Here is a 26,741-nt window from a genome sequence, read left to right as displayed (position 1 = left end):
GACATTGTATGGTACCACTGTTTTCATCAATTAATTAGTAAAGAATAGATCTGGGGGCAATTTATGAACCAAAACAGTGATGAAGAGTTAGAGTATAGAGCTGATCATATGACTTTTGATGAGCTTGAAAAAATCACAGTTGAAACAAAATTCTATAACGATGTTGTTAACAAATTACTTGGGAGAGGATCAAAATTAATTATTGGTCCTAGAGGCGTTGGTAAAACACATCATATGAAGATTGCTTATAAAAAATCTCTATCAGAAGAATCAAAAAGCTTTCCTATCTATGTTAGTTTTTCAAAATATTTACGACTTGAACCTCTCAAAAATTCAACTTCAATTGCCATCCAATATTTTCACTGTTGGGTTTTATCAAAAATTTTAATAGCTATTAATGAGACTTTAGATCAAATTAAAACTCCAAAACCTGATAATTTCTTAGGGATCGACTGGGAAGATATTTCTATTTTTTGTGAGCAAATTGAAAAACAGCAAACAAGGGAATGGCAAGATATTCTTTTAGAAAAAATTTCAGTGCACTCTGTATCAAATTACATTGAAAAAATACTAGAAAAAGTTAATAAAAAGCATTGTATATTACTATGTGATGATGCGGCACTCGTATTAACAAAAGATTATATGATTGAATTTTTTGATATTTTCAGAGCATTAAAATCATCAAAAATATCACCTAAAGCCTCAGTTTATCCTAATACAGAGTTTGGACCTAGATTCCATGTGGGTCAAGATGCAGAGAGTATTTCTTGTTGGCCTTCAATAATGGATGATGAGTATATAAATCTTTTTGAAGAAATTTATAAAAAAAGATTCTCAAATGAAATTAAAGATGATGTAAAGAAATGTTTTATGTTCGCTGCATTTGGAGTACCCCGAGCGTTCATAAATCTTTTAAATACTTATAACCTTACTAATGAACATACAAATCAAAGTAGAGTCAATACCGTAATACGAGAACAAGCTGATACAATTTTACAAGAATTTAAAGCATTATCGACGAAACAGCCCCAGTATAAAAACTATGTACAAGCTGGCTTTGATATATTCACAAAAATTGTTTCAGAAATATCAAGAGTTAATAAAGAAGCACTTAATAAAGAAAAACAACAAATTTGTCTAGGAATTCTCCAAGACCATATTGACTCTACTAAGGTAAATAGGGACTTATCAATCATTATAAGATTACTAGAAGAAACTGGATTACTATTAAGGGCTGGTACCGTGAGACATGGGAAACAAGCTGATGACATTCCAAGAGTATATGAACGTTACATACCCCATTTTACCCTATTGCTTAATGAGGGAGCTTACCAACTAGGTCGAAGTGGCTATATTAATAATTTTTCAGAATATATAAATTATCCAAAAGAGAAGCATCCTCACAGGAAAAATTCTTTCGCTGAATTTATACCAAAAGAACAATTGGAAAATCTATCTTTAGAATTGCCTAGTTGTGGCCAATGTGGAAATCCAAGAAGAGATATTGATCAAAAATTTTGCATGTTTTGTGGATCTGAACTAATTAATAAATCTACATTTGAAGAACTTATATCTAGAAAAGTTATTGATTTACCCTTGTCTCCTTGGCTAAAACGTAAAATTGCAGAAGAAACTAGAATAGAGACTGTAGCTGATATCATTTTATCATCAAATCCTGCACAAGAGTTGAGAAAAGCCAGAGGTGTTGGTGAAAGAAGGGCTTCTATCATTATTGAAGAAGCAAAAAGAGGTATGGAGGAGTTTTTATACTAATGGCTAAGCAATCCCCTCTTTTTATTAAAATTAACGGCGATACTCGCTCTACAGTTTTTAATACTGACAAATTATTTGCTGATCATGATGATGACAAATTCTCTCCTATCGATATTTATATTCGTAAAAATAAATCTTTCTTAATTAAACTAGGTGAAATAGAAAGAGCTGAGATACTTGATATATCAAACCAAGATGATAGAGATATTTATAATTTGTTTTTATTAGGTTTTGTATCAAATGTAGAATCATATTTTAGGCGAATAATTAGACGTACTATTTTAATTGATAATATTGCTTTAAAAAACTGTTTAGAGCAACAATTAACTTATGCAGCTGCTATTCATCATAACAGTAAATTACTTCCTGAAGCTTTATTAGAGAATTGTTCTTTCATTTCTCAAGATAATATTAAGAAAACTGTTAATTCATTTTTAGGAATTGCTATTAACACCAGTGAAAAAGCAAGTGGTAGCCAAAAAGATTTAAGTAACTGTCTGGACATGTTTGATCAATTATGTCATTTGCGACATTGCATTGTACATAGAGCTGGTTTACTTGGTTCGAAGAATGCTATTAAGCTTGGAATCGATTCACATAAAAACTTTTTTGAAAAGCCTATTGCATTAGATGTAAATTTTTTACAGACAGCAAGTAGTGTATGCTTAAATTGTATAAAAGCATTTAATTCTTTTGCTTTTAATGAATTAATTAATCGATATATTAAAGAAAATTCTGAAATATCTTGGAATTATACAAAGGATAAAAAGTGGTTTAATCAGTATTTTAACTTATTTAATTCTGAAGAATTAAATACAGAATCTAAAAAAGTAGGCTTTGAAATCTATGATGCTAAAAAAGCTTATAATTCTTTTAGAGACCATTACAAATGATTTAAAAATTAACTTGAGAATTTATTAGTAGTAAATATTATTTTACCTTCTATTAATTATCTAAATTTTAATAAGGGATTTCTTATCAACTTTCGGGAATTCCTTATTAGTGAGATAAAATTTCTTTTTTATCTTTTCTTATTTCATGTAGTAGAGTGAAACATTGTTTCCAATTTTGCTTTAGGAAATGAAATTTCTCTTTTTAAACTATTATAGAAAGTGAAATTAAATTATAAAACCAATAAAAAAGCCCCAAACCATTATAGTTTAGGGCTTTTTAAGTCATGTAAAGCTATTCGAGTTTATATGACTTTAAATCTTGGTAGGTATATCCAATACCAAACAACCACATAAAATGTTGATAATTAATCATTTAAAAAAACAAGTAATATTAATGATACAAGCTATGATACAAAAATATTCCTACTGTCTTTGCTGCAGCTTTATATCAATAACTATCTTCTCACTTTAATTTAAGAAACAGCTAAATTTTAGAGGTTACAAAGGTTACTGAGGTTACAACTTTATACAATAAGGCTTTGAGGGTGTAACCTTTCAGAAAGGATGAAAGGTTACAGTGTTTAGAGGTTACAATTTAAGGTGGGCTATCTAGAAACTATTACTAGTTTTACTAATTTAATTTTCTTTATTTGCTAGTTTAAAAATTTACTTTAAACACTAATGAAAGAAAATCTCTATCATCCATAACACTATAATCATTCGAGCCAAAGTAGTTTACATAGGCAAGCTCAGTAGAATATTTTTGTTTATAGACAGCCGATACAGCAGCCATGATACTCATTTGTCCTTCTTGAAAATTCTGTCCATAACCATTTACATCATGGCGAAATGTCAAACTAGGTGTAATAACTGTTTCAGGTAATAAATTTTTATAAGTAAGAGCCCCACGTAAGCGGTACCCATACGACCATTCTGTATAAAAGCCATCTTTATTGCAGTACTTCTGATTCATGTTATCAATAACATCATTCGAAAGATTTCCCATACCATAAGAAATACATTTGTTCGCGCCAGTTTCAGGGTTATACGGACCTGATGACAACTCACTTCGCCCAAAAGCACTGGATCTCTTTATACGGCTGTTTCCAATATCTGCAATATGATTAACGCCTAACTCAGCCATCCATGAGAAAGCATTAGCACCTAAAACATTGGGAATATTATTACTTGCACCTAACGAAAATTGAGTTACAGGTAATCGTACATAGCCTTGTATATGTTCTCCCAAGTTAACCCTTGTACCTGGTTCTGTTAGTGGTGTGTCATTTGCTAATAATTGTGCATATACAATATCAGTACCGTTTAATTGTAATGGTTGATTCGGCTTATGGCTCAACTCACCAAATAATGCAGTAGTCCCAACTTTTCCAGAAAGACTCAATCCATATAGTTTCACGTTTTCAGGATATATTGAGTTGTATTGTGCCGTATCATAATTGGTTACCCCTGGTGCAGTTACAGAGGTACCGTCAAAATTAGGCTCGCGACTGTGGTAATTTGCAAAATAAACACCGAGTTCGGCATTATTTAATTTAGGTATTATTTGTTTTAAAGCAACACCATATTGTCCACTATTTTTTGCATAACGGCTTTCGGTACGAGGTATAACAGTCCCTTGCTCTAAAGCAGTCGTCGTAAGCTTATCACCTGGCGTAATTGCAATGATAATCGGGCTACAATGTTCAGGCACAAAATCTGCTGTTGCAAAAAAGGTTCCACAACCATCCAGTACAGAAGGTCTAAATTTCAACTGATAAAAGCCTTCAAGTTTGAGATTTTTATTTATTCCAGCTTCAAAAGAAAACATTTCTGTCGGAATGATTCTTTCTTTAGCATCGCCTCCAGGACGATTTATAGCAGCATAATCTAATGAATTTACAGAGTTTATGCCATTCTGGAAAAATTGAGATTTGCCCCAGTTTAAAGCTTGTTTACCCAATTTGAAATTCACCGTTTGGCCATTTCCCAAAGCAAAATTTTTCCAAATATAAGCATCCCAAAGATCTATACCTTTAAATTTAGCTAGTCGTGGCCATTCTGAATCATCAAATGGATCTAAATCTCCTTTTCCTGTTTCATAAGCATGGTCATACCAATATTTGGTACTTAACACTGCTCCTTGTTGTTGGCCTGTTAAACGAAATTCAGTGTAACCTTTAATAATTTGTGAAATTGGATCATATTTATCAAAGTTAATACGACCACCATCGCCGTTAACATCAATACTTGAACCATTTTTTCCAATAGAGTTTGCATCTGGTTTATAAACTAATGCGTTATCAGCATCTTGCGTACTCCAACTTGATCCAATACTCAAATTAGTCGTTGTATCGAACTTCCAGTCTTTATTAAGCTCAAAACTAGCGGCATTTGTATCTGCTAGAGAGACAATAAAGACTAAACTCGTTCCTATTTTTCGTACCCATAGAATGTACTTTTTTGTTGCATCCCAGTTTAATAATTGGCTGTTCATATTAACTCCATATCCATATGATTGAGTGTGACTATCCCTCACATGAATTAATTTTCACGTGAAATTTAAAGTAAATAAGTGGATTTATTTATGCATCATGAGCTCTAATTTTCCTGTTCTTTTTGGAATTAGCTCACTGTTAGTTTTTCTCTACCTTACGTTTTATGTCTTATTAATAATCCTCCTACCATCCAAATAAAGTTTTAATTTTATTTAGAAATTTGGCCCTTTAATCGATTTATATACCAGTTAACGCCCTCACTATCCTGAATCACCTCAATGTCATCTTGTGCAAGTAATCGATTTAAATGAGCTATACACTCACCTGTAGCAAGTTGTGATAACCAAACCGAATACTCTTTTCTATATCGGAATAGCACTGAAAAAAGATCAATAACTCGAGCAGGCTGATCTAATACATTGCGTAATCGTTGAAGACCATTCTTATGCCCTACAGCAAGCTGTGCCAGTCGTGAATGCAAACCATAGAAAGGCAAACCGTGAGCTGGTAAAACCAAAACACTATCTGGTATGTAATTCTTAAGCTTTTCGATTGAGTCAAGCCAGTGGCCAAGAGGATCATTACTCGGATTTGTTGGTACAACAGATATATTTGATGAAATAGTAGGTAAAACTTGATCACCAGAAATAAAAAGCCCGAGTTCCTTACACCACAAGCATGCGTGATGTGGTGAATGCCCTCTACCAGTCACAACTTCCCAAATATACTCACCAATTTTTAACTGTTCATTTTCGATTAGTGCTCTAAATTGAAGCGGTAACGTATCTACATAACGAATCAAATCATTCGCCTGTTCACAATACTCAGCCAGCATTTCATCTGACCAGCCTGCTTTACGATAAAATGCGACTCCCTGATCAAGATCTACTCCTTTCAAAGAGTCAGCACACCCTTGATATTCAAGTGCGGTGATCCAGAGTGAGCAATTAAAACGCCGTGTGAGCCAACCTGCCATCCCAATATGATCAACGTGCATATGTGTCACTATTACACGCTTTACAGGATGACCTTCTAACCCTTGAACAAGTAATTTTTCCCATGCTTCAATTGTTTCAGGTGTGAACAACCCACAATCCACAATTGTCCAGCCTTCACCATCAGCTATTGCCCATACGTTGATATGACCCAATTCACCAATTACAGGTAATCTGATCCAGCGAACACTAGGTACAAGGCTTATCATCTCTCCCAGTGCAGGAGCTTCCTGAAACGGATAATTTAAATCCGCACCAGACTTACCTTGTGAAATTTTCATAAGAAATCCTTTTCAACGCATTAAGTATTTATATAGGACTGAGCCCGTAAAGCTGTGAATTCAGTCCCTTTTACTTATAGTTGGTCAACGCAAACCACGACAGTATGGCTATACTTTTTTACTATTATTCCAATGAATCATTACGCACTGCGTTATATACCCCACAATAAAAAGAATGAAGAGCACGGATAATACTTGAGGTATCGGAGACGCCAGCGGTGCACTTGCCAAAGGATGCGTAACAGGTAATCGAGTCAGTGTTTCATTTACACCAGGTACGAGTGACAAGAAAAAGCTCAACGATAGCCCCAATACAGACAAATATGGTCGGAGCTTTCCAAGAAATTTTATTTTGGGTACTAACAGGCTACCGAAAGCAATAATAAGAATCAGGACACCAACAGCATGCCCTTCATTTAAACCGCCTGTACTCGATACCCCGAAAGAAGTAATTACTGCTAATGCCAGACTGATAAGATAAATTTTACCCGAGAGCTTTGACGTATCGATCATGTGATAGCGAATAAAACCATAGATGCCCGCAATGATTGGCACCAGACTAATAACCGTATGAATTACACCTAAAGGTGATAATGGATGAATCATGGGACACCTCGATTAACAAGACTAAAAATCAATTGAAAGACTTCCAGAAAACTTGCTGTTTTAAACTAGTTCACTTTACGACCTGAATTTCTCCAGTATTTATCTTTCACTATACGGCGGATTACTTTCCCGACTGTCGAAACAGGCAATTGATCTACCAATGAAATAGACTTAGGTGCTTTATAGCGACCAAGCTTATTTTTAACATGTTCAATCAGTTCTTCTACTGTACTCTGACAACCTGAACGTAAAACCACCTCGGCATGAACAGCCTCCCCCCACTCCTCGTGAGGAATACCCACTACAGCTGACATCAATACTGCTGGATGTGATGCTAAAGCAGCTTCAACCTCGACTGCATAGATGTTAAAACCACCACTAATAATCATGTCTTTCTTACGATCGACAATAAAAAGATAGCCATCATCATCTATATAACCAAGATCACCAGACTTCCAAGCACCATTAACAAATTCAGCGTTACCCTCTGGGTTTTGGTAATATCCTTTTATCACTCCGCGGCATCGAATCATGATTTCGCCAGTTTCACCTAAAGGTAATGGACGACCAGTTTCGTCTACAATGTATACAGCTACCCCAGGTGACACCCTGCCTGCTGAGGAAAGACGGCGAATACTTGTTTCATTATCAGTCCGATGATCATATTTACTTAATGTCGATATAAACATCACCAGCTCTGTAGCTGCATATCCTTGGACAAAAATAGATCCAAAGCACTCCACCAAATCCGAAAGTTTAGTTGGACTCATTGGAGCCGCACCATAAACAATAGTCTTCAATGAAGATAGATCTCTCGGATCACTACGCTGCATATCAAGTAAACGATATAACAAGGTAGGTACTAAGAAAGAATGTGTAATTCCTTCAGATTCCACCACCCGTCGCCATTGCACCAAATCAGGCAAGTTTTGTGTATAGGTAGTACCACCTGCAAATAATGTCGCTAAATAAAACAACATGCTGCCATGTGAAAGTGGGGCAAAATGTAAAAACCGAGTATGTTTACTTATTCCAAATTCAGAGTGAGTAAATACACTGTCACATGTACTCAGTAAGTTATCCATGCTATACATCGCACACTTGCCACGACCCGTCGTCCCACCGGTAAAACGCATCAAAGCTAAATGATCGTGTGTATCTAATTCCACATTCGTATTAGCTGATGAAGAAGTTTCCAATAATGCCCAAAAATCATGTACTCCTTCACGAGGCTCAACAATAGAGTCCATGACAATAATCTGGCAACCATGTAGACGTAGCATGTCGTAATAGCGATCCAGATTAGCTGTTTCAAGAAAAACTACTCTGGGTTTAATTAACTCTACCTGCCAAGTATGTTCTTCAAGCGAATCTCGGTAATTCGTAAATACCAATGTACCTTCTTGCTTAAAACTAGCAGCCAAGTGCATCAAGCTGAGATTATCGTTGTCTAAAATAGACAATAATTTATCTCCGGATTTCACCTGCAAAGTATCGCGTAGCATGTTTGCAATACGATTAGTGACAAGATGCAGCTCTTTGTAGCTGAAACGTCGATTTCTCTCTACATTTACTAATGCGAGCTGATCGCCATAGCTTTGAGCGAGTAGCTGCATAATCCAACTGAAGTCCATTTTCATGATGATTTCCTAGTATCTAACTAACGAGCACGTAATCGACTAGCAGCATCCAGGCGAATACTTTCCCCATTGACATAAGCATTTTCAATAATGAAAGCACAGCAGTGAGCAAACTCACGCATATCGCCAAAGCGTTTAGGAGCTTCAACTTGACTGAGTAAGGCATTCACAATCTTTTCATCTAAACTCTGAACCATAGGAGTTGAAAATAGTCCTGGAGCAATGGTATTTACACGTACTCCAATTGCCCCTAACTCGCGCGCTGCTGGCATATTCATACCAATCAAAGCAGCTTTAGTTGCTGAGTAAGCACATTGACCAATCTGACCTTCATAGGCTGCACCAGAAGAAATATTAATGACGACACCACGTTCTTCAGCAGCTTCTGGTTCATTCTTTGCCATTTGCTCAACACACTTAGACATTACGTTGAACACACCATTAAGGTTAATCGAAGTCGCTTGAGCAAATTTAGCTAACGATGTGGCCTTGCCATCACGATCTAATACTTTTACTGGTGTAGGGATAGCAGCACAGTTGATACATACATGGATAGCACCAAACTTGTCTATCACTGCATTCACGGCATTTTGTACTGAAGTTTCATCTGAAACATCAGTTGCAACAAACAGTACGTTTGCATCACCCAATTCATCTACAGCAACTTGACCTGCTTGTGCATTCAAATCGAAGATAGCAACCTTTGCACCTTTGCTTTCAACCATGTATCGGGTCGTTGCTAAACCCAAACCAGATGCACCACCAGTGATTACAATTACTTTGTCTTTAATTTGCATTTTAGATTTCCTTTAATTTTTGCTTTAAATTCCCTTTAGGATCAGAATGCACCGACACCAGTTAGTGCTCGAGCAATAATCAATTGCTGAATCTGTGATGTACCTTCTGGAATCGGAACAATAATGGCTTCACGTGCTAATTTTTCTACTAGGAACTCGGTCGTTACGCCGTTAGCTCCATGGATCTGCACACCTTGGCGACAAATTTCTACCGCAGCTTCAGCAGCGTAATATTTCGCCATAGCAGCTTCCATTTCAGCAGGAACACCAGCATCAATCATTTGTGCGGCACGGTGAATCAAGAGACGAGAGGCATCAACTTTTGTTGCCATATCAGCAAGCATGCTTGCAATTAATTGATGTCCAGCAATCACTTTGCCGTGCTGACGACGTTCCTGCGCATAACGTACAGACTCTTCTAGCGAACGTCGTGCAATACCTAATCCCTGACCTGCTACATAGACACGAGAGCGTTCAAATAAACGTAGCGTATTTTTCAAGCCATCTCCTTCACCACCAATAATATTGCTGGCAGGAACACGTACATCTGACAAGAAAATCTGTGAAGTCGACTGACTGTTCATGGCGATTTTGTGAATATTACGCACTTCATAAGGATGTTCTTTTCGGTCTAACAAGAAATGTGTTAGTCCTTTCTTCGGATCATCACTTGTACGGCAAGTACAAATCAGAAAGTCTGAATACATGCCATTGCTAATCCATGTCTTCTCACCATTAATGATGTAATCATCGCCGTCACGACGGGCACGTGTTTTAATCTCCATGACATTGGAGCCAACATCTGGTTCAGAGATCCCCATACTGATGAAGGTTTCTCCACTAAGTAGGCCAGGCAAGTAACGATCGCGTAAATGTGCTGGCGCGACTGATTCCAACAAAACAGCACCGAATGTATTGATCAATGTCACAGTAGATAAGTCAATTGAAGTGTATGCCAACTCTTCAAATAACATCATGCCAGTCAGCCAGTCATCTCCATTACCACCTAAACCACCATTTTTCTCACTAATCACACCACCAACCAGACCATACTGAACCAACTGGCGCATGATCTCTTGCATCTTTTCCTTTGGAATAAACTGATCTCGATATTCCTTCACTACAGGTTCAATTTCTGCATCTAGAAAACGACGTAACCCATCTACTGCTAATTTTTGCTCTTGAGTTTTGAATACATGACTCATTGAATTTCTCCTTATTATTTCGCCAAGATATTGACAGCCACAACTGCCTCTTCAATACCGTATAAGCCACCACCATTTTCATGAATAGCTATGCGAGCTTGATCCACTTGTCGATGTCCTGCTTCACCACGTAACTGGGTAACTAACTCATGAATTTGTCCTAAGCCAGTTGCTCCAATAGGATGTCCCTTAGATTCCAAGCCACCCGATGGATTGATTGGAATACGCCCACCTACCGTGAAATCACCGCGCTCTGCCGCAGGGCCACCTTCACCGAACGGTACCAACATCAATGATTCAGCATTTAGGATTTCCCCCATTGCTGTAGCATCGTGTACTTCCGCTACATCCACATCTGAAGGAGATACCCCAGCTAATTCGTAAGCTTTCTTCGCAGCTAAATGAGAAATTATTTTTTCAGGCTCATCTATTGTCCGTTCAACACCTACCTGCACGACGCTAGCTAATACTTTCACTGCACGATTAGCAGCGTGTTTTAAAGACTTAAGGCCGTCTTCATTACACAGCACTACAGCAGCGGCGCCATCACTGATCGGGGAACACATCATCATAGTCAGTGGATAGGTAATTGGTGGCGAAGCTAATACTTGCTCAATAGTGAAAGGATCACGATATTGAGATAATGGGTTATATACAGAATTTTGGTGATTCTTAGCTGCAACTGCTGCAATCTGACGCTGAGTTGTGCCATATCTCTTCATGTGATTTCGGCAAAAGGCTGCGTAAACATCCATAAAGACACTGTAGGGACGCTCGGAAATTGAACCTGGCGGCGGCGTAATCCCCTCACCGAGTGCGAATAGAATCTCTTTATTTTGCTCAACAGTACTTACATCCCAACCGCCGTCGAAAATTGCGAACATCTTAGATTTATCCGCTACGTTCATCTTCTCTGCACCAACTGCTAAAGCTACATTGCAGCTACCAGCTTTAAGCGCCTGAACAGCTAAATTAAATGCTGAAGAACCAGATGCACATGCATTCTCAACGCTATATACAGGAATACCTGTAATCCCTTTACGGCGCATTGCAATTGGTCCAGGGATACATGTTTGTCCCTGTAATGCTCCATTGGTAGCACCTGCATAAAAAGCAGTTCCTATATCGCCTGTAGTACAACCTGCATCCTTAATCGCCAACCCCACAGCTTCATCCACTAAGTCATAAATACTTTTATCGAGCAGGCGACCAAATTGGGTCATACCAACACCAACTACATAAATATTGCTCATCGCTTTTATCCTTAATAGCCTTTGAATACTGGTGCACGCTTCTCACTAAAAGCACGTAACCCTTCTTGAATATCGTAAGAACGTAAGTGCTCTCTTAGCATTACTTGCTCATGTAACAAGGCATCCTCACGAGTTTTATCAGCTGTATGTCTTGCTACCTGTTTCATTCGTTGCAGTACGATCGGGCTTTTGGTTGACAACTGCTGCGCTAATTTATTAACTGCATCGGTTAATTGATCATCAGGATGTACTTCATTAACAAAGCCGTATTGATACATCTGAGCAGCAGAAAGTGTTTTACCTGTGTAAAGTAAATACATGGCAACATTGAGTGGGACTAAACGTGGAAGTATTGCTGCACCGCCTGCGCCTGGATAAACACCAAAGTTAGAATGTGCATCACCAATCTTGGCACTCTCTGCTGCCAAAACTATATCTGCACACATAGCTATCTCTAATCCGCCAGCCATCGTTACACCATTGAGTGCAGCAATAACCGGCTTTGGAAATTCACGTAGCAAATTGAATACAACAGCTGCACGACCAAGAAAGTCCTGCTCACCAGGAGAAAGTTGTTGTCCTCCCAATACCTCTTTGAGGTCAGCACCAGCACAAAATGCTGGACCAGTACCTGTGAGCACGACTACTCGTACATCTTGATTAGTTGCTAGTTCAGGCAATATTTGTTCGAGCTTACCGAGTACGGCAAGATTAAGGGCATTCATTGCCTTTGGACGATTGAGGGTCAATGTAGCCACAGTACCTGTGATCTCAACCAAAAGTTCATCGCTCATGCTGTCTCCTTACAAAGCTTGAAAAGCTCGTCATTATTGACGACAGGTATAAAACCTAACCAAGATTGGGCTCTTTTAAACGATAGTAGATAACCAATTGAAGTGATGCTTGTCTGTTTGATGAAATCGCTGGTCTGTTTAATAATGAAAGATGATTTATTTATATAGCTATAGACGAGGTCGTTGATGCGGTTTGACTCATTAAATGTTGCTTAGCAATTAAATCGACGTATAGAATGAAAAAGACAATAACAATAGCACCTATTATGGATATGGATACCCAGTCTGCTATACCAACTGAACTTACTCGAAATAGTTCAGACTCCATCGAGCCAGTAACATCAATTGCTGGTTACGGTTTAGCATTAGCTAAAGCATTAGAATATATGGGCGTTGATAGCAATCGTGTCTTTCAAATTGCAGGTGTGAATCAGCAAATCGCGAATGATCCATTGCAACGATTAACACTTAATAATGTGACCCGACTATTTAAAGCTAGTGTAGAGGTGACTGGCGACCCTTACATTGGTCTAACTGTAGCTAAATTCATCCATGCTTCTAATTTACATGCTCTTGGCTATGGTCTATTGGCCAGCTCAACATTGATGGATTTCTGTTTACGTTTACAAAGATATTTCAGACTTGTATCACAAGCTGCTAGCATAGAAATCAAGCAGAATAATAATGAATTGCTTTTAGTTACACGTTTACTCGCACCAGTTTGTGCCGAATCACAAGATGTCTGGTTCGCATTTTTAATACGTACAATCCGACTACTATATCGATCTGATTTCAAACCATTAAGGCTTGATTTGGTACACAAAAAACCAGATCAGGGTGATGGACCCTATCTGAATTTCTTTGGTTCTCCAGTAATGTTTGATCAGGTAGATGCGTGTTTAGTTTTACCTCTAGCTGATATGAATGAACCTTTACCGGGCTCTTGTCCAGAGCTAGCACAATTTAATGACAATCTTGCCGCTAGCTATTTAGCAAAACTAGATCATCAAGATGTAGTAGCAGGCGTGAGAGCAAAGATTATCGAACTACTCCCTTCAGGTGAATGCTCCAAAAACTTAGTGGCTAATGCATTACATCTGAGTCCTGCAACCTTGCAATCCCGTCTTACTCAACGAGATACAACTTTTCATGATCTGTTGAATGACATCCGCCAGGAACTTGCTTGTTCTTATCTAAGGCAACCCACTCTATCCGTCACAGAAATTACATTTTTACTCGGTTTTACTGATCTAAGTAATTTCACTCGTGCATTCAAACGTTGGACTGGTTCCTCTCCAAGTTCCTATAGAAAGAAAGTGACTGAAGCCATATGAATTTATGGCCCCTAAAATCATGCAAGGGCTATATAAATTTATATTCAGTAATAAAAAAAAAGCCCTAAACCATTATAGTTCAGGGCTTTTTAAGTCATGTAAAGCTATTCGAGTTTATATGACTTTAAATCTTGGTAGGTATATCCAGACTCGAACTGGAGACCTCTACGATGTCAACGTAGCGCTCTAACCAACTGAGCTATACACCTAGAATGGAAAGCATCATATTCATTTTTCAGAAGCAAAACAAGTGATTTTCAATTGAAAAAAATACAAATGAGCAGACTTTAAGCAACCTTTTTTCATTTCCAAAAAAAGAAAAACGGTACATGGTTTAACCACATACCGTTTTGTTTAGCTGAATATCAAGCTCAACTTAACATGGGCATTTCTTTAAAGTACCGCCTGCCGATGGATAACGCGCATCGACACAATGACGATAGAAAGTCTTTGCATCCATTGGTGTTAAATCAGGATGATGGGCTTTCATGTGCTCCACATAAGTCTGATAGTCTGGAACCCCAACCATCAGTCGAAAGCTTTGCTGCAAACGCTGCCACAAGGTTGCAATACGCGACCAGTTCTTTGGAGAAAGTAACAGCTCTTTTTGCGAGAGCACCGTCATTTTGATGATTTTCGCAATAATGACAGTTCCATTTTTTGCAAATTTAAAATTCATCATTACTCTCCTCGTGGGGTGACCACTTCCGGATCGGCATATACAGCAGGTGCTTCATTTACTGTTGGTTTAGGGCTTGCTAAAGCACGGCGTATAATACCAATTGAAGCAATTACCATCACAATCGCAACGATCATAAAGAAACCACAAAGCACAGCATTAATCTGATTCGACATTACAATGTTTTGCATTTCAGCAATACTTTTAGCTGGTTTAATAATTTCACCACGAGCAATCGCATCAGAGACCTTATGTGCTTGCGCTAAAAAACCAATCTTAGGATTTTCATGGAAAATCTTTTGCCAGCCCGCAGTCATACAGGTGATGAATAAGAAAATTGTTGGGATGATCGTCACCCAAACATATTTTTCTTTTTTCATTTTAAACAAAATGACTGTACCCAAAATGAGGGCCATTGAAGCCAACATTTGGTTACCAACACCAAATAAAGGCCATAAGGAGTTCACACCACCGAGTGGATCAATCACACCTTGATAGACGAAGAAGCCCCATCCACCGACTGCAACAGCCGTACCGACCAAGTTACCAAAGAATGAACCTGATGCTTTAACCGCAGGAATAACAATACCAACCGTGTCTTGCACCATGAAACGACAAGCACGTGTACCCGCATCTACAGCAGTTAAAATGAATAACGCTTCAAATAAAATCGCAAAGTGGTACCAGAACGCCATCATTGAACGGCTATTGAAAATTTCCGAAATGATATGTGCCATACCAATCGCGAAGGTAGGCGCACCACCCGTACGAGATAAAATCGAAGATTCTCCGACTTCCTGTGCCAACACCGTTAACATTTCAGGAGTAACGACAAAGCCTAAATTACGCACAGCTTCTGCCGCAGTTTCTACAGTTGTACCCAGTACAGCCGCAGGAGCATTAATTGCAAAGTACACGCCTGGGTCTAAGACAGTTGCACAAATCATCGCCATGATACCGACGAATGATTCCATGAGCATACCGCCATAACCAATCACACGAATATCTGCTTCGTTATCGACGAGTTTTGGTGTTGTACCACTTGATACAAGCGCATGGAAACCAGAAATCGCACCACAGGCAATGGTAATAAATAGGAATGGGAATAAGCTACCCGAGAAAACAGGGCCAGTACCGTCAATAAAATGAGTCACTGCTGGCATTTTCAGTTCAGGTAATGCAATGATAATGCCGACTGCTAAACCAAGAATGACACCAATTTTAAGGAATGTTGATAGATAATCACGCGGTGCTAATAATAACCAGACAGGTAAGACTGATGCGACAAAACCATAAATGATTAAGCACCATGTCAGCTGTGTTCCTGTTAAGGTGAAAAATTCACCCCAGTAAGGATCGGCTGCAACATGTCCACCGTAAACAATTGCAAGCATCATTAAGACGAAGCCAATAATCGAAACTTCAGCAATACGTCCCGGGCGAATAAAACGCATGTAAACGCCCATAAATAATGCAATTGGAATCGTCGCTGCAATCGTAAAAACACCCCATGGACTATGGGCAAGTGCTTTAACCACAACTAAAGCCAATACTGCAAGGATAATAATCATTACCCCAAGCGCACCAAGCATTACAACGATACCAGCAAAAGAACCCAGTTCCTGTTTTGCCATTTCACCAAGCGAACGACCGTCTCGACGCGTTGAAATAAATAAAACTAAAAAGTCTTGGACTGCACCTGCGACAACCACACCGACCAGTAGCCAGATTGTCCCTGGTAAAAAACCCATTTGTGCAGCCAAAATTGGCCCGACTAATGGCCCCGCTCCTGCAATCGCAGCGAAGTGGTGACCAAAAAGTACATATTTATTGGTGGGAACATAATCCAGCCCATCGGCTAAACGGTGGGCTGGGGTTAAACGTCTTGGGTTTAATTCAAATACTTTAGTTGCAATAAATAGACTATAAAATCGATATGCGATGCTATATACACATGCTGCAGCCAGTACAAGCCAAACCGCATTAACATGTTCACCACGACTGAGTGCCAGCATCCCAAAAGAAATTGCACCTATAATTGCCACTAGGCTCCAGACCAGCTTGGAGGGAAGCGTAGATTTCGCTTGCATTGTGTCCATTCTTAACCTCTCAATAAATAACTACAGCATTTTTATATTGTTATGTACTGTTCTATCAAATCCTTGTGACTGTACTCCTCCTTTAATTTTTTTCCTCTTATACTTTCGCATAAAAAAAGGGATGATTTACATCATCCCTTCGATAATAGTGTATTTTTTAACTATTATGCACGCTCTAAATAATCGCCAGTACGAGTATCTACACGAACGCTTTCTTCTTGCTGAACAAATAACGGAACACGAACAACCGCACCTGTTTCAAGCTTAGCTGGTTTACCGCCGCCGCCAGATGTATCACCGCGTACGCCTGGATCAGTTTCAACAATTTTTAATACAACGAAGTTCGGCGGGTTTACAGTTAAAGGTACGCCGTTGAACAACATAATTGTACATTTTTCATTTGAATCGTCTTTTAACCATTTTGCAGCATCGCCCATTGCAGTTTTGTCTGCAGCGATTTGCTCAAAAGATACAGGATCCATGAAATTCCACATTTCACCATCGTTGTATAGGTATTCCATTTCAACTTCAACAATATCAGCAGCTTCTAAAGAGTCACCTGATTTGAAAGTTTTTTCTAATACTTTACCAGTTTTAAGGTTACGTAATTTTACACGGTTGAACGCTTGACCTTTACCTGGTTTTACATATTCGTTTTCCATGATTGAACATGGGTTACCATCAAGCATAACCTTAAGGCCTGCTTTAAAATCATTTGTAGAATAATAGGCCATGAAAGGCACACTCCAAACTTAACAAGTCAACTATGCGATATAATGCGTTGTTGCATTATCTTAATCGTGTCAAATGATAAACTATTTATACCAAGAGCAAAACTGGCAATCACAACTGAGTGACCTTATTACTGATCCGTCGGAGTTGCTAAGCCTACTCGAGTTATCCTCTGATCAGCTATTATCAGGTGCGATTCTGGCTTCTGAACAGTTTAAATTGCGTGTTCCTCGCGCGTTCGTCGGAAAAATGAACGCTAAAAACCCTTTTGACCCGCTTTTGCTACAGGTTTTACCTCATCATTTAGAACTTGAAGAACATCCTGAATTTGTAACAGACCCTTTGGGTGAAGAAGCAGCAAATCAATTACCTGGTGTATTACATAAATATAAATCACGTTTTTTACTGACTTTGACGGGTGCTTGTGCCGTACATTGCCGTTATTGTTTCCGTCGTCATTTCCCCTATCAAGAAAATTTACCGAAAAATGATGATTGGTTAAATATTAAAAATTACATTGAAGCGAATCCGCACATTAATGAAATCATTTTAAGTGGTGGAGACCCCCTTACGCTTTCTAACCGTAAATTCGCACTTTGGCTAGAACGTTTATCATCTCTCAAACAAATTAAGATTCTGAGAATTCATTCACGAGTTCCAATTGTGATTCCAAACCGGATCGACGAAGAGCTGATTTCTTTATTAAAAAACAGTAGGCTGCGTATAGTTCTGGTGGTACACTCAAACCACGCTTCTGAACTCGATGACTTTACCTGTTCAAAATTGTTGCAGTTATCTGCCGAGCACATTACTGTACTTAATCAGGCAGTATTGCTTAAAGGCGTTAATGATTCTGCACAGACATTAATTGATTTAAGTTATCGTTTATTTGAAGCTCGCGTTATGCCTTATTACTTACATGTTTTAGATAAAGTAAAAGGTGCACAACATTTTGATTTAATACCATCTGAGATAGATGATATATATCGTGATGTGTTAGCGAACCTACCGGGGTATTTGGTTCCTAAACTCGTCAGGGAAATTGCGGGCGAAAAGAATAAAACACCGCTTTTTGGGGCAACAACATTTTGAGTTATATAATAAGTGATGATGAATAATGCACTATCGGACATTTTTCACAATCAAACCGAACTCACTCGTGAGCGGTTAAGCTTTTGTGAAGCCAATATTAAAGATCTTAATGAATGGGTCACTACCCTTTCTATTATGCAACTCGGCGATACGTCAAAAGCATTATTCACCGCCATTTTAGAGCTCAATGAATTAAAATGTAGTGAAACCTTACGTTTTGATCTTATACAAACGCTTCATCCCACCATTAATAACGTTCTTGCGAGTCTAGAAAAAAACTTTTTTAACCAAGGTGTGATTAGTACAGACCGTAACGAACATATTATTGAGTTAGCGATGTTGATGCGTTGCTATTTCGCCAGTATTTATTTAAATATTGCACAAAATAGCCATGGGCAATTACAGCATCAAAAGTTTTCTCTATTTGCCTATAAGCAAAAAAAGAATTTGCAAACGGCACGTACCTTATCAACTTTTCATGCACTGCAACAATTAACGAGTCTCTTATATCAGCAGCATATGCTCTATAGTGAGCCTCTTAAAGGACAGTGGCTGGTTGCACATCAGCTCTACGAAACCGCTGTTCAACATAAATATCATCTCATCAATATTAATCATATTCAGGGTATCCACCACCCTCTAGCAAATATTACCCAAGCTTATGCTCAGCTAATTTTGCTCGATATTTTAAATACGAACCAGATTCGCCAATCAGAAATTCAAGCCTTATTTCAATGTAGTTTTGACTGGGCAAGAATGATTCAAATTTTGCCGAAAGATACAGCCTTAACGAAATATGTGGTTGACCCTAGTAAAGACCATCCACCAGTCTATAACACCAAACGCAGCTCTAATTTTAGTCCAAGCATTTTCATAGGCACACAAGCTTTACTTGAGCATGTCACTGCAACCATGCATAAAAATGCGCAATATATTTCTAAAAATGAAAAGTTTTATTTAAGCCCGGCTTTAAAGTTTCATGTTCAAACGATTTTGGGTACAACTGCTCAACGTCGTCACGAACGTTATGAATACAATGCAGAACTACAAATTTGTTTCGGTTTAAGTACAGCTCATTTCTATCTTGCCAAAGCAAAAAACTTTGAAGAAACGCTACAGCTTAACAATAATTACAACTTACAAAGTGAGTCTAAAGTTTTATCAAATTTAGAGAAAAAAGAACAACAAACCACATCCTATCAACGCTTAAGTCGTGAAAGCAAAACCATTTATCAAACCACTGTTCTCGATATTAGTGTCAATGGATATCGTATTAAATGGTCTGGGGAAGCACCGAAAAATCTAAGAACCGGTGAATATATTTTAGTTAAAGAAACTTTGCATGGACAATGGCGCGGTGGCGTAATCCGCTGGATTAAACAGTCGACAGAAAAATCCCTAGAGTTAGGTCTAGAGATTTTGTCACAGGCGATGTTCCCTTGTGCAGTGCATATTCAAGCTGAGCGTCATACACGCAATTATCATCCTGCACTATTACTACAAACACAAAATCTAGAAGAAATACAAAATACGTTGATTTTACCGGGGTCACAAATTTTTAGAGAGCAACAAACAATTCATTTACGATTGGGGACAGAAGAAATCAAAGTGTATCTACTCAAAGCACAACTCATTACTCAAAGTTTTATTCAATTTCATTTCGAACTTCTGAATGAGCAGCAACAAAATCTGCTTGATCAGTTCATGATGAAAAAGAATAGCAACTCTAGCAGTCAAGATTTATGGGAAGCACTAAAGTGAGAAACTCTTTATTATCTAAAAAGTTAAAACGTACTGAAACACGTTTACTCATTATTGATGACAACCAGCTACGTTATAACCAGATTTTAAATTTATTATTGGGGAATAATTATCAAGTTCATGCTTTATTACTTGATGATCTAAAAAGTTTCGAAAAACAGTTAAATACGCCTTGGGATGCTATTATTTTTGGTCGTGCTTATGACCTAAAAATTGAACAAACACTCTCCCTTATTCAAGCATCTGAGCAGCCACATTTACCTGTTTTATTATTGCAACCTGAAGATTATCAACCTCAGCAATATCAAGCCTATATTCATAAAGGTATTTATGACGTAGTTCCATTAGAGCCATTAGATTATTTTTATATCACGCTTATTCGGACCTTGTCGTATAGCCACTTATTGCAAACTGAACAACGCCTGACCAATGAATTGGAAACTATTCATTCTCATACACAAACATTGGTTAATAACAGTCATAAAGCAGTTGCCCTCTTTCAAGAAGGCATGCACGTTAAGGCAAATACAGAATACCTCAACCTTTTTGGCTTTAAGCAAGAAGAAGAGATTATCGGCCTGCCCATCTTAGATGTTTTACAACCCAATGATTTAAATATTTTTAAACAAAGATTTAAGAAGATTTCATTAGGTCAATTTGATCAGGCCCGTTTTGAAATCCAGAGTCAACATGCAGCAATTTCAGGTAATAATGCTTTAAAACTTGAATTTATTCCGAGTCAAGAAGAAGACGCCGTACAGTTAACCATTGACTATCAACTGGATTTACAAACACCTGCAAATACAGCATTTTCTGAAAAAAGTTACGGGTCCACTGCGCCTTGGCAACAAATTAATCGACAACTATCAACACACCCTGCTCAAGCAAATGCATTGGTTTTATTCAGACTAAATCAGTGCCCAGAACGAGTGTTTCAACTAGACTGGCAAACACCAGGGCAATATTTTAATCAGCTGCAAAGTTTTCTGAAAGAACAGGCTCAAATGCCGATTTTCAATCTTGAACTTGGAGCCTATCTTGGCGTTTTGCAAGCCGAAAACAGTACAGTCCTTAACTCCCAATTGGCTAGTCTGCAAAGTTTGCAAAAAGAGCATTTATTAACAGTTAATGAACTTAATTACTCAGTACAATTCAAACTGAGTTATGCGCAAATTACAGAACCATTAAATGAAGCTAGCTTTGCAAAGCTTCTTGATCACACAAATCAGCAAGCCTTACCTAAAGCCAAGCCAGAAATTGAGATAACGCCAACAATCGATCTTATCCCTTCTGAACCTATCAGCTCGTCTCTGTCACTTGATTTAAGCCTTCATGATGTTGATGCTCCAATGCCCTCACCGTTATTGCAGCAGTTAAAGCAACAGCTAGCACGGGGTGAAATTCATTTAAAATATCAGCAGATTTATGATAAGCATGATCAAGAAACCCATAACTACGAAGTGACGAGTGGTTTTATTGCAGATGAACAGTGGCATGATTTAAATGATTTAGCCGCTTTGCGAGATGATAGTGAACTTTCGATTCAATTAGACCGTTGGATTTTGGTCGAGGCTTGCAAGCAGCTACATAATTTCATTACGCAGTACCCGAAAGCCAAGCTGATTATTAACTTGAATATTGATATCTTACTCAAAGATAAATCAGCCCCTGAACTCATTTCGAAATTACTCACCATTATTGGTAGTAAGCAAGAAAGCCCGTTGATTTTACAATTTTCAGAGCAAGCGATTCAGCCACATCTTGCAATTGCACAGCAACTTATAGCCCGCCTACGCCAACACGGAGCAGAAATTTCAATTCGGGATTTCACATCTTCTATGTATAGTGAATCGATATTGCAACAACTTGATGTTCAATATTTAAAATTGCAATCGAAGAAGACAGAGCTATTAAACTCAGATGCTGGTTTAGCGCAATTACAAGAAAAGATTCTAAATTATTTGACTGTAAAACCTGTTGGGATTTTACTTGCCGATCTTAATGATATGAACTTATTTGCTAACGCTTGGAATGTGGAAGCACGTTTCTTACAAGGTCGTTATTTCCAGAAAGGACTTGATCGATTAACAGACGTACAAGACCAATAATGGTCTTGTCGTTCATAAACAAAAAACGGGCATAAAGCCCGTTTTTTGTTTCGTTTTTCAGTATTAACGCTTGATAGAGCGAGACATACCAGAGAAACGTTGTTTGAATTTGTCGATACGACCACCAGTGTCTACATTCTTTTGCTTACCAGTGTAGAAAGGGTGGCAAGCTGAACATACGTCAAGGTAGATAGTTTCTTTACCTAAAGCAGAACGAGTTTCGATTACGTTACCGCAAGAACAAGTTGCAACTAATTTTTCATATTTTGGGTGAATATCGGCGCGCATCGTCGATTACTCCTAATTGTAGAAAGGCTTAAGCTGTCATCGCAATTGATCACTCTCAATATAAATCGAGGAAAGCTCAAAATGAGCAGATCAACACCACAACAGACCATTCTTTTGGCCCACCGAAACCTCTAGGGTTAGAGCTAAGCACAACAAGTGGACAAGATTATACGCCAAATATTTTTTATTTGCGAATTAATCTTTAGATTTAGCCCAGTAATTTGCAATTACCCCACAAACCATTAATTGGATTTGGTGAAAGATCATAATAGGCAACACAATCATGCCTAAAGGCTGACCAATAAATAAGATTTGCGCCATCGGCACACCACTTGCCAACGTCTTTTTTGAACTACAAAAGAAAACCGTGACTTGATCTGCTCGGTTAAATCCAAAAGCACGAGGTAGATACAGTGCTAATAACATAATGACCGTTAAAAGAACTGAACAAGCAACCACTAAAATAAGCAAGGTTTTCCAGTTTACCTGATGCCAAAGACCTGCAACCACTGCCCCACTGAACGCGCCATACACCACCATCAAAATCGAGCCTTGATCGAATGCTTTAACAATACTTGGAACTTTTGCCATATAAGGAAAAATATAAGGACGTAATATTTGCCCTAAAATAAATGGCACTAACAGCAACAATGTAATTTGTATAATTGAAGCAGTCGGATCGAACCCATGTTGGCTTTGGCCTAAAATAAAAAAGCTCACCAACACTGGTGTAATAAACATACCAATCAAATTGGAAAAAGATGCGCTACAAACCGCTCCAGCCACATTCCCTTTTGCAACTGATGTAAATGCAATAGAAGATTGAACTGTAGAGGGTAAAAAGCACATAAACAGAAAACCCCAGTACAGCTGCTGGCCGAGTAGAGGTAACAGAATCGGTTTAGCTAACAGACCCAGCAGGGGGAAAATAAAAAAAGTAAATGCGAAGACAAGTAAATGCATTTTCCAATGCAAAACGCCTTCAATTACAGCCTCACGAGACAGCTTTGCACCATGCAAAAAGAATAAAATTGCAATCGCGACAGTAGTCAGTGTATTGAAATATTGCGCTGCTTGACCACTGACTGGAAAAAATGTTGCTAGCAGTACCATTCCAACTAACAAAATTGTAAATCGATCAAGTGCCAATAACTTCAACATAGCCACATCCTATGATTATTTTAGATAATAAAAAACCCAGTTGATAAATTGACCATCTGGTCAAGCGTTCATCATACTGGGCTAAAAAAATAAAGCTAGACTTTTAAGACCTAAATCTTAAAGCGTCATAGTCAATTTTTAGTTATTTGTCGCATTAGCATCTTGTTGAATCAACTCGATTTTATAACCATCTGGATCTTCAACAAATGCGATAACGGTAACACCGCCTTTCATTGGGCCCGCTTCACGCACAACTTTGCCGCCACGTGCTTTAATTTCTTCACACGCTTTATAGGCATCGTCAACACCAATCGCAATATGACCATAGGCATTACCTAACTCATAACTTGATGTATCCCAGTTATGGGTAAGCTCAAGCACAGTATTGGTTTCTTCATCACCATAACCAACAAATGCCAGTGTAAAGCGCCCTTCTTCATAATCACGCTTACGAAGTAACTTCATTCCTAATACTTCGGTATAGAACTTTAAAGATTGTTCTAAATTGCCTACTCGCAACATTGTATGAAGCATTCGCATGTTTATTCACCTGCCTTTTCTGATTCATGAGTTTGATGATCTTTTAAAAGCTTTCCAACCCAAACCACTAAAATCAAGATTGGAATACCAATAAGAGTGGTCATCAAAAAGAACTTTGGATAGCCAATATTACTCACTATGGTACCTGAATATCCACCCAAAAGTTTTGGTGTGAGCGTCATGAGTGAACTAAAGATCGCATATTGAACAGCTGTAAATGACACACTCGTTAAACTTGAAAGGAATGCAATAAATGCTGCACCAGCCAAGCCAGAAGCTAAGTTGTCGACAATAATGGCAAAATAGAGCCATAAAGAACTATATGGTTTAATTACCTTACCGCTGACTTCAACTGTTTGGCCAGAAAGAGGATCGATGTAAGGGAGCGGCTCAATATTCACATCTAATTCACTTGTCGCTTTTAGATTCGCACTCACTGCATATGGATGAGATGCAGAAAGTATTTTCTGTTCGCCCTCTACTACAGCGACCTTAAGCTCTTTACTGGTTGATGCTACTAATTTTTTAGCATCGATGGTCGTACTAAAAACACCTTTTTGGTCAGTCATTTTTGCATCAAAATTTTGTCCATCAAGACTAATTATGATTTTTTGTGCAGGAGTTAAAGCTTGCCCAAAGTATTGGCCTCGAACAACAACACTTCCCTCTCCATCTTTTAATGAAACCTGATCATTTCCCATAACTGGTAAAATTTGTAGAGGTGATTTTGCCAATTCGGTGGTTAGTAACGGCTGAGTACGCACTACAGGCGGCACAGTATTTTGTGCAGCATAAGCAGCTTTCACTTCAATTTGTTTTGTTCCGCTAAAAGCAGAACTTGGAACTTCTAATTTCCATAAGCCTACTTCATCTGGTTTAACTTGATAGCTTTGACCACCAACTTTTACATCAACCATATCTAATGGCTGACCAGATTTTACGAGCCCAATAAAAATTAAATTTGTAGAACTTGCTAACACCGCACCCACAAACATCAGCTTCATAATGTTTATGCGCTGTGCTAAAAGTCCCCCTAAGAATCCACCGACTAAACTGAATAACACACCATAGATTTTGACTGCTTCGGCAATTTCTTCTTTGCTAAAGTTCAGATCCTGATAAAACACATTGGAAATGACACCAGCAATGATGTCTGAAATACGGAAAAAACCAATGAGAAGTAATAAAACTAATGCAAGTTTGACACCATAACGTTTAAAGAAATCTAAAATGGGTGCAATCCATGTTTCTTTCGCCATTTGCTGATTAACTACACCAAATTTAACCAGTAAATAACCCACAAAAATGGCACAAGCGGTAGCCGTTAAAAATCTTAAAGCTTCTAAACCAAATAATGCTGCGTTGTCTTTTATATTTCCAGCTTGTGAGATTGCATCTGTAATCTGCCCAGAATAAATATAGGTGACTACAAATGAAATAACAGCAATAAAAAATACAAAAACTAAGCGGTAATAATCACTACTCTTATAGTTTTTATAGACGCGATTTACCTGAGGTTCACGAACGAGCAAAGTCGTTACAATACCGACTAACATAACCGCTGCCATGGTTAAGTAAGTCATTTTCCAAGCTTCGTAAATGTAATTACCTTTTGCAGTCCCTAAATGTGCAGCTAGAAATAATGCCCCTGCTCCAGCCACAATCATGCCGATTCGATAACCAGCATTGTAGGTAGAGGCCAACACTGTTTGCATTTCTGTTTCTGCTAATTCAATACGATAGGCATCAATTACAATATCTTGTGTTGCTGCTGAAAAACCAAGCAATACTGCACCCACTGCCATTTGAACCAGATAACTCTGACCCAAAGCCGGGTCAGAGAAAGCCATAATACAAATAGCAAGAACGATCAAACACTGTGCAATTAACAACCAAGCTCGTCTTCGTCCTAACATTTTAGTTAAGACTGGTACAGGTAACTCATCAATAAGAGGAGCCCAAACGAACTTAAAAGAGTAACCTAAAGCCGCCCAACTAAAAAAAGTGACTGCACTTTTATCAATGCCCGCCTCTCCAAGCCATAAAGAGAGACTAGAGAAAATTAATAAAATTGGAATTCCGGCAGAAAAACCCAGAAACAGCATAATTAATGCACGGCGATCTAAAAATGCTTTAAAAGCCGAGACCCAACCCGAAGCTTGTGTGGTCATTCGTTTTTTATTTTCCATAAATTATAAATGTGCCTATTCAAACC

21 protein-coding genes and 1 tRNA gene are annotated in these 26,741 nt (G+C 38.2%); 6 read left to right on the top strand and 16 right to left on the bottom strand.

Annotated elements, in window-relative coordinates; genetic code table 11:
- Window positions 1-63 precede the first annotated feature (63 nt).
- Together K6I41_RS05300 and K6I41_RS05295 are read left to right on the top strand one after the other, a co-directional pair.
- Window positions 64-1,773: an ORC-CDC6 family AAA ATPase gene (locus K6I41_RS05300; protein WP_250375341.1), complete on the top strand. Its 1,710-nt coding sequence runs from the start codon at window positions 64-66 to the stop codon at window positions 1,771-1,773.
- Window positions 1,773-2,666, top strand: coding sequence for a hypothetical protein (locus K6I41_RS05295; RefSeq protein ID WP_250375340.1), 894 nt, complete (start codon window positions 1,773-1,775; stop codon window positions 2,664-2,666). The genes K6I41_RS05300 and K6I41_RS05295 overlap by 1 nt, the downstream gene beginning before the upstream one ends.
- Before the next feature lie 658 nt (window positions 2,667-3,324).
- Here K6I41_RS05295 and K6I41_RS05290 read toward each other — a convergent pair.
- The 8 genes from K6I41_RS05290 to K6I41_RS05255 all read right to left on the bottom strand — a co-directional run bounded on the left by K6I41_RS05290 (window position 3,325) and on the right by K6I41_RS05255 (window position 12,732).
- Complete coding sequence (locus tag K6I41_RS05290; protein ID WP_250375339.1) at window positions 3,325-5,160, bottom strand: DUF1302 domain-containing protein; 1,836 nt, start codon at window positions 5,158-5,160, stop codon at window positions 3,325-3,327.
- A 209-nt stretch (window positions 5,161-5,369) separates the two neighbouring features.
- The gene (locus K6I41_RS05285; protein ID WP_250375338.1) at window positions 5,370-6,437 is read right to left on the bottom strand and encodes an MBL fold metallo-hydrolase; all 1,068 of its coding nucleotides are present in this window, start codon (window positions 6,435-6,437) and stop codon (window positions 5,370-5,372) included.
- 108 nt (window positions 6,438-6,545) lie between these two features.
- The gene (locus tag K6I41_RS05280) at window positions 6,546-7,043 is read right to left on the bottom strand and encodes a hypothetical protein (protein WP_250375337.1); all 498 of its coding nucleotides are present in this window, start codon (window positions 7,041-7,043) and stop codon (window positions 6,546-6,548) included.
- Window positions 7,044-7,108: 65 nt separating this feature from the next.
- The gene (locus tag K6I41_RS05275; RefSeq protein ID WP_250375336.1) at window positions 7,109-8,683 is read right to left on the bottom strand and encodes a class I adenylate-forming enzyme family protein; all 1,575 of its coding nucleotides are present in this window, start codon (window positions 8,681-8,683) and stop codon (window positions 7,109-7,111) included.
- Between the two features lie 20 nt (window positions 8,684-8,703).
- A complete protein-coding gene (locus tag K6I41_RS05270; protein WP_250375335.1) occupies window positions 8,704-9,480 on the bottom strand; it encodes an SDR family NAD(P)-dependent oxidoreductase in 777 nt (258 codons plus the stop codon).
- A 41-nt stretch (window positions 9,481-9,521) separates the two neighbouring features.
- A complete protein-coding gene (locus K6I41_RS05265) occupies window positions 9,522-10,685 on the bottom strand; it encodes an acyl-CoA dehydrogenase family protein (protein WP_250375334.1) in 1,164 nt (387 codons plus the stop codon).
- A 14-nt stretch (window positions 10,686-10,699) separates the two neighbouring features.
- Window positions 10,700-11,938, bottom strand: a complete 1,239-nt coding sequence (locus K6I41_RS05260) for a thiolase family protein (RefSeq protein ID WP_250375333.1) — start codon at window positions 11,936-11,938, stop codon at window positions 10,700-10,702.
- Between the two features lie 11 nt (window positions 11,939-11,949).
- Entirely contained in the window at window positions 11,950-12,732 is a 783-nt protein-coding gene (locus K6I41_RS05255; RefSeq protein ID WP_250375332.1) for an enoyl-CoA hydratase/isomerase family protein, read from the bottom strand.
- Between the two features lie 266 nt (window positions 12,733-12,998).
- On the opposite strand from K6I41_RS05255, the gene K6I41_RS05250 reads away from it, so the two are divergent.
- Window positions 12,999-14,066 carry an AraC family transcriptional regulator gene (locus tag K6I41_RS05250; protein WP_250375331.1) on the top strand — a complete coding sequence of 356 codons (1,068 nt, stop codon included), beginning with the start codon at window positions 12,999-13,001 and terminating at the stop codon, window positions 14,064-14,066.
- A 132-nt stretch (window positions 14,067-14,198) separates the two neighbouring features.
- On the opposite strand, the gene K6I41_RS05245 is transcribed toward K6I41_RS05250, so the two are convergent.
- From K6I41_RS05245 to efp, 4 genes are all read right to left on the bottom strand, one after another.
- A tRNA-Val gene (locus tag K6I41_RS05245) sits at window positions 14,199-14,275 on the bottom strand.
- Window positions 14,276-14,442: 167 nt separating this feature from the next.
- A complete protein-coding gene (locus K6I41_RS05240) occupies window positions 14,443-14,748 on the bottom strand; it encodes a YbdD/YjiX family protein (RefSeq protein ID WP_004790909.1) in 306 nt (101 codons plus the stop codon).
- Window positions 14,748-16,844 (bottom strand): carbon starvation CstA family protein, encoded by a 2,097-nt coding sequence (locus K6I41_RS05235; RefSeq protein WP_250375330.1) that lies wholly within the window; start codon window positions 16,842-16,844, stop codon window positions 14,748-14,750. The genes K6I41_RS05240 and K6I41_RS05235 overlap by 1 nt, the downstream gene beginning before the upstream one ends.
- A 164-nt stretch (window positions 16,845-17,008) precedes the next feature.
- Complete coding sequence (gene efp, locus K6I41_RS05230; protein ID WP_004790907.1) at window positions 17,009-17,578, bottom strand: elongation factor P; 570 nt, start codon at window positions 17,576-17,578, stop codon at window positions 17,009-17,011.
- 73 nt (window positions 17,579-17,651) lie between these two features.
- Here efp and epmB point away from each other — a divergent pair, with 73 nt between their 5' ends.
- From epmB to K6I41_RS05215, 3 genes are read left to right on the top strand one after another with little or no spacing between them, the layout of a single operon-like run.
- Window positions 17,652-18,668 (top strand): EF-P beta-lysylation protein EpmB, encoded by a 1,017-nt coding sequence (gene epmB / locus K6I41_RS05225; RefSeq protein WP_005307267.1) that lies wholly within the window; start codon window positions 17,652-17,654, stop codon window positions 18,666-18,668.
- A 15-nt stretch (window positions 18,669-18,683) separates the two neighbouring features.
- The gene (locus tag K6I41_RS05220; RefSeq protein ID WP_151766909.1) at window positions 18,684-20,429 is read left to right on the top strand and encodes a cyclic-di-GMP receptor FimW-related protein; all 1,746 of its coding nucleotides are present in this window, start codon (window positions 18,684-18,686) and stop codon (window positions 20,427-20,429) included.
- The gene (locus K6I41_RS05215) at window positions 20,426-22,537 is read left to right on the top strand and encodes an EAL domain-containing protein (protein WP_250375329.1); all 2,112 of its coding nucleotides are present in this window, start codon (window positions 20,426-20,428) and stop codon (window positions 22,535-22,537) included. The genes K6I41_RS05220 and K6I41_RS05215 overlap by 4 nt, the downstream gene beginning before the upstream one ends.
- A gap of 63 nt (window positions 22,538-22,600) precedes the next feature.
- On the opposite strand, the gene rpmE is transcribed toward K6I41_RS05215, so the two are convergent.
- The 4 genes from rpmE to K6I41_RS05195 form a co-directional block, all read right to left on the bottom strand.
- Window positions 22,601-22,825 (bottom strand): 50S ribosomal protein L31, encoded by a 225-nt coding sequence (gene rpmE / locus K6I41_RS05210; protein ID WP_004652835.1) that lies wholly within the window; start codon window positions 22,823-22,825, stop codon window positions 22,601-22,603.
- Between the two features lie 195 nt (window positions 22,826-23,020).
- Window positions 23,021-23,992 (bottom strand): bile acid:sodium symporter family protein, encoded by a 972-nt coding sequence (locus tag K6I41_RS05205; RefSeq protein ID WP_250375328.1) that lies wholly within the window; start codon window positions 23,990-23,992, stop codon window positions 23,021-23,023.
- A 132-nt stretch (window positions 23,993-24,124) separates the two neighbouring features.
- Window positions 24,125-24,526: a lactoylglutathione lyase gene (gloA, locus tag K6I41_RS05200; protein ID WP_005307276.1), complete on the bottom strand. Its 402-nt coding sequence runs from the start codon at window positions 24,524-24,526 to the stop codon at window positions 24,125-24,127.
- 2 nt (window positions 24,527-24,528) lie between these two features.
- On the bottom strand, window positions 24,529-26,715 hold the full coding sequence (locus K6I41_RS05195) for an AmpG family muropeptide MFS transporter (RefSeq protein WP_250375327.1): 2,187 nt from the start codon (window positions 26,713-26,715) through the stop codon (window positions 24,529-24,531).
- Between the last annotated feature and the right edge of the window lie 26 nt (window positions 26,716-26,741).

The sequence above is a fragment of the Acinetobacter sp. AS23 genome (genome assembly GCF_023612055.1).
GTDB lineage: Bacteria > Pseudomonadota > Gammaproteobacteria > Pseudomonadales > Moraxellaceae > Acinetobacter > Acinetobacter oleivorans.
This window is presented reverse-complemented; position numbering and strand designations above follow the sequence as displayed.

Excerpts from the sequence above, each read along its gene's own strand:
- rpmE (WP_004652835.1), bottom strand. The coding sequence starts at position 22,825 with ATGCGCGCCGATATTCACCCAAAATATGAAAAATTAGTTGCAACTTGT.
- K6I41_RS05240 (WP_004790909.1), bottom strand. The coding sequence starts at position 14,748 with ATGATGAATTTTAAATTTGCAAAAAATGGAACTGTCATTATTGCGAAA.
- K6I41_RS05275 (WP_250375336.1), bottom strand. The coding sequence starts at position 8,683 with ATGAAAATGGACTTCAGTTGGATTATGCAGCTACTCGCTCAAAGCTAT.
- K6I41_RS05265 (WP_250375334.1), bottom strand. The coding sequence starts at position 10,685 with ATGAGTCATGTATTCAAAACTCAAGAGCAAAAATTAGCAGTAGATGGG.
- K6I41_RS05255 (WP_250375332.1), bottom strand. The coding sequence starts at position 12,732 with ATGAGCGATGAACTTTTGGTTGAGATCACAGGTACTGTGGCTACATTG.
- K6I41_RS05280 (WP_250375337.1), bottom strand. The coding sequence starts at position 7,043 with ATGATTCATCCATTATCACCTTTAGGTGTAATTCATACGGTTATTAGT.
- K6I41_RS05260 (WP_250375333.1), bottom strand. The coding sequence starts at position 11,938 with ATGAGCAATATTTATGTAGTTGGTGTTGGTATGACCCAATTTGGTCGC.
- K6I41_RS05295 (WP_250375340.1), top strand. The coding sequence starts at position 1,773 with ATGGCTAAGCAATCCCCTCTTTTTATTAAAATTAACGGCGATACTCGC.
- K6I41_RS05290 (WP_250375339.1), bottom strand. The coding sequence starts at position 5,160 with ATGAACAGCCAATTATTAAACTGGGATGCAACAAAAAAGTACATTCTA.
- K6I41_RS05220 (WP_151766909.1), top strand. The coding sequence starts at position 18,684 with ATGATGAATAATGCACTATCGGACATTTTTCACAATCAAACCGAACTC.
- K6I41_RS05250 (WP_250375331.1), top strand. The coding sequence starts at position 12,999 with ATGGATATGGATACCCAGTCTGCTATACCAACTGAACTTACTCGAAAT.
- K6I41_RS05285 (WP_250375338.1), bottom strand. The coding sequence starts at position 6,437 with ATGAAAATTTCACAAGGTAAGTCTGGTGCGGATTTAAATTATCCGTTT.
- gloA (WP_005307276.1), bottom strand. The coding sequence starts at position 24,526 with ATGCGAATGCTTCATACAATGTTGCGAGTAGGCAATTTAGAACAATCT.
- epmB (WP_005307267.1), top strand. The coding sequence starts at position 17,652 with ATGATAAACTATTTATACCAAGAGCAAAACTGGCAATCACAACTGAGT.
- K6I41_RS05300 (WP_250375341.1), top strand. The coding sequence starts at position 64 with ATGAACCAAAACAGTGATGAAGAGTTAGAGTATAGAGCTGATCATATG.
- K6I41_RS05195 (WP_250375327.1), bottom strand. The coding sequence starts at position 26,715 with ATGGAAAATAAAAAACGAATGACCACACAAGCTTCGGGTTGGGTCTCG.
- K6I41_RS05235 (WP_250375330.1), bottom strand. The coding sequence starts at position 16,844 with ATGGACACAATGCAAGCGAAATCTACGCTTCCCTCCAAGCTGGTCTGG.
- efp (WP_004790907.1), bottom strand. The coding sequence starts at position 17,578 with ATGGCCTATTATTCTACAAATGATTTTAAAGCAGGCCTTAAGGTTATG.
- K6I41_RS05270 (WP_250375335.1), bottom strand. The coding sequence starts at position 9,480 with ATGCAAATTAAAGACAAAGTAATTGTAATCACTGGTGGTGCATCTGGT.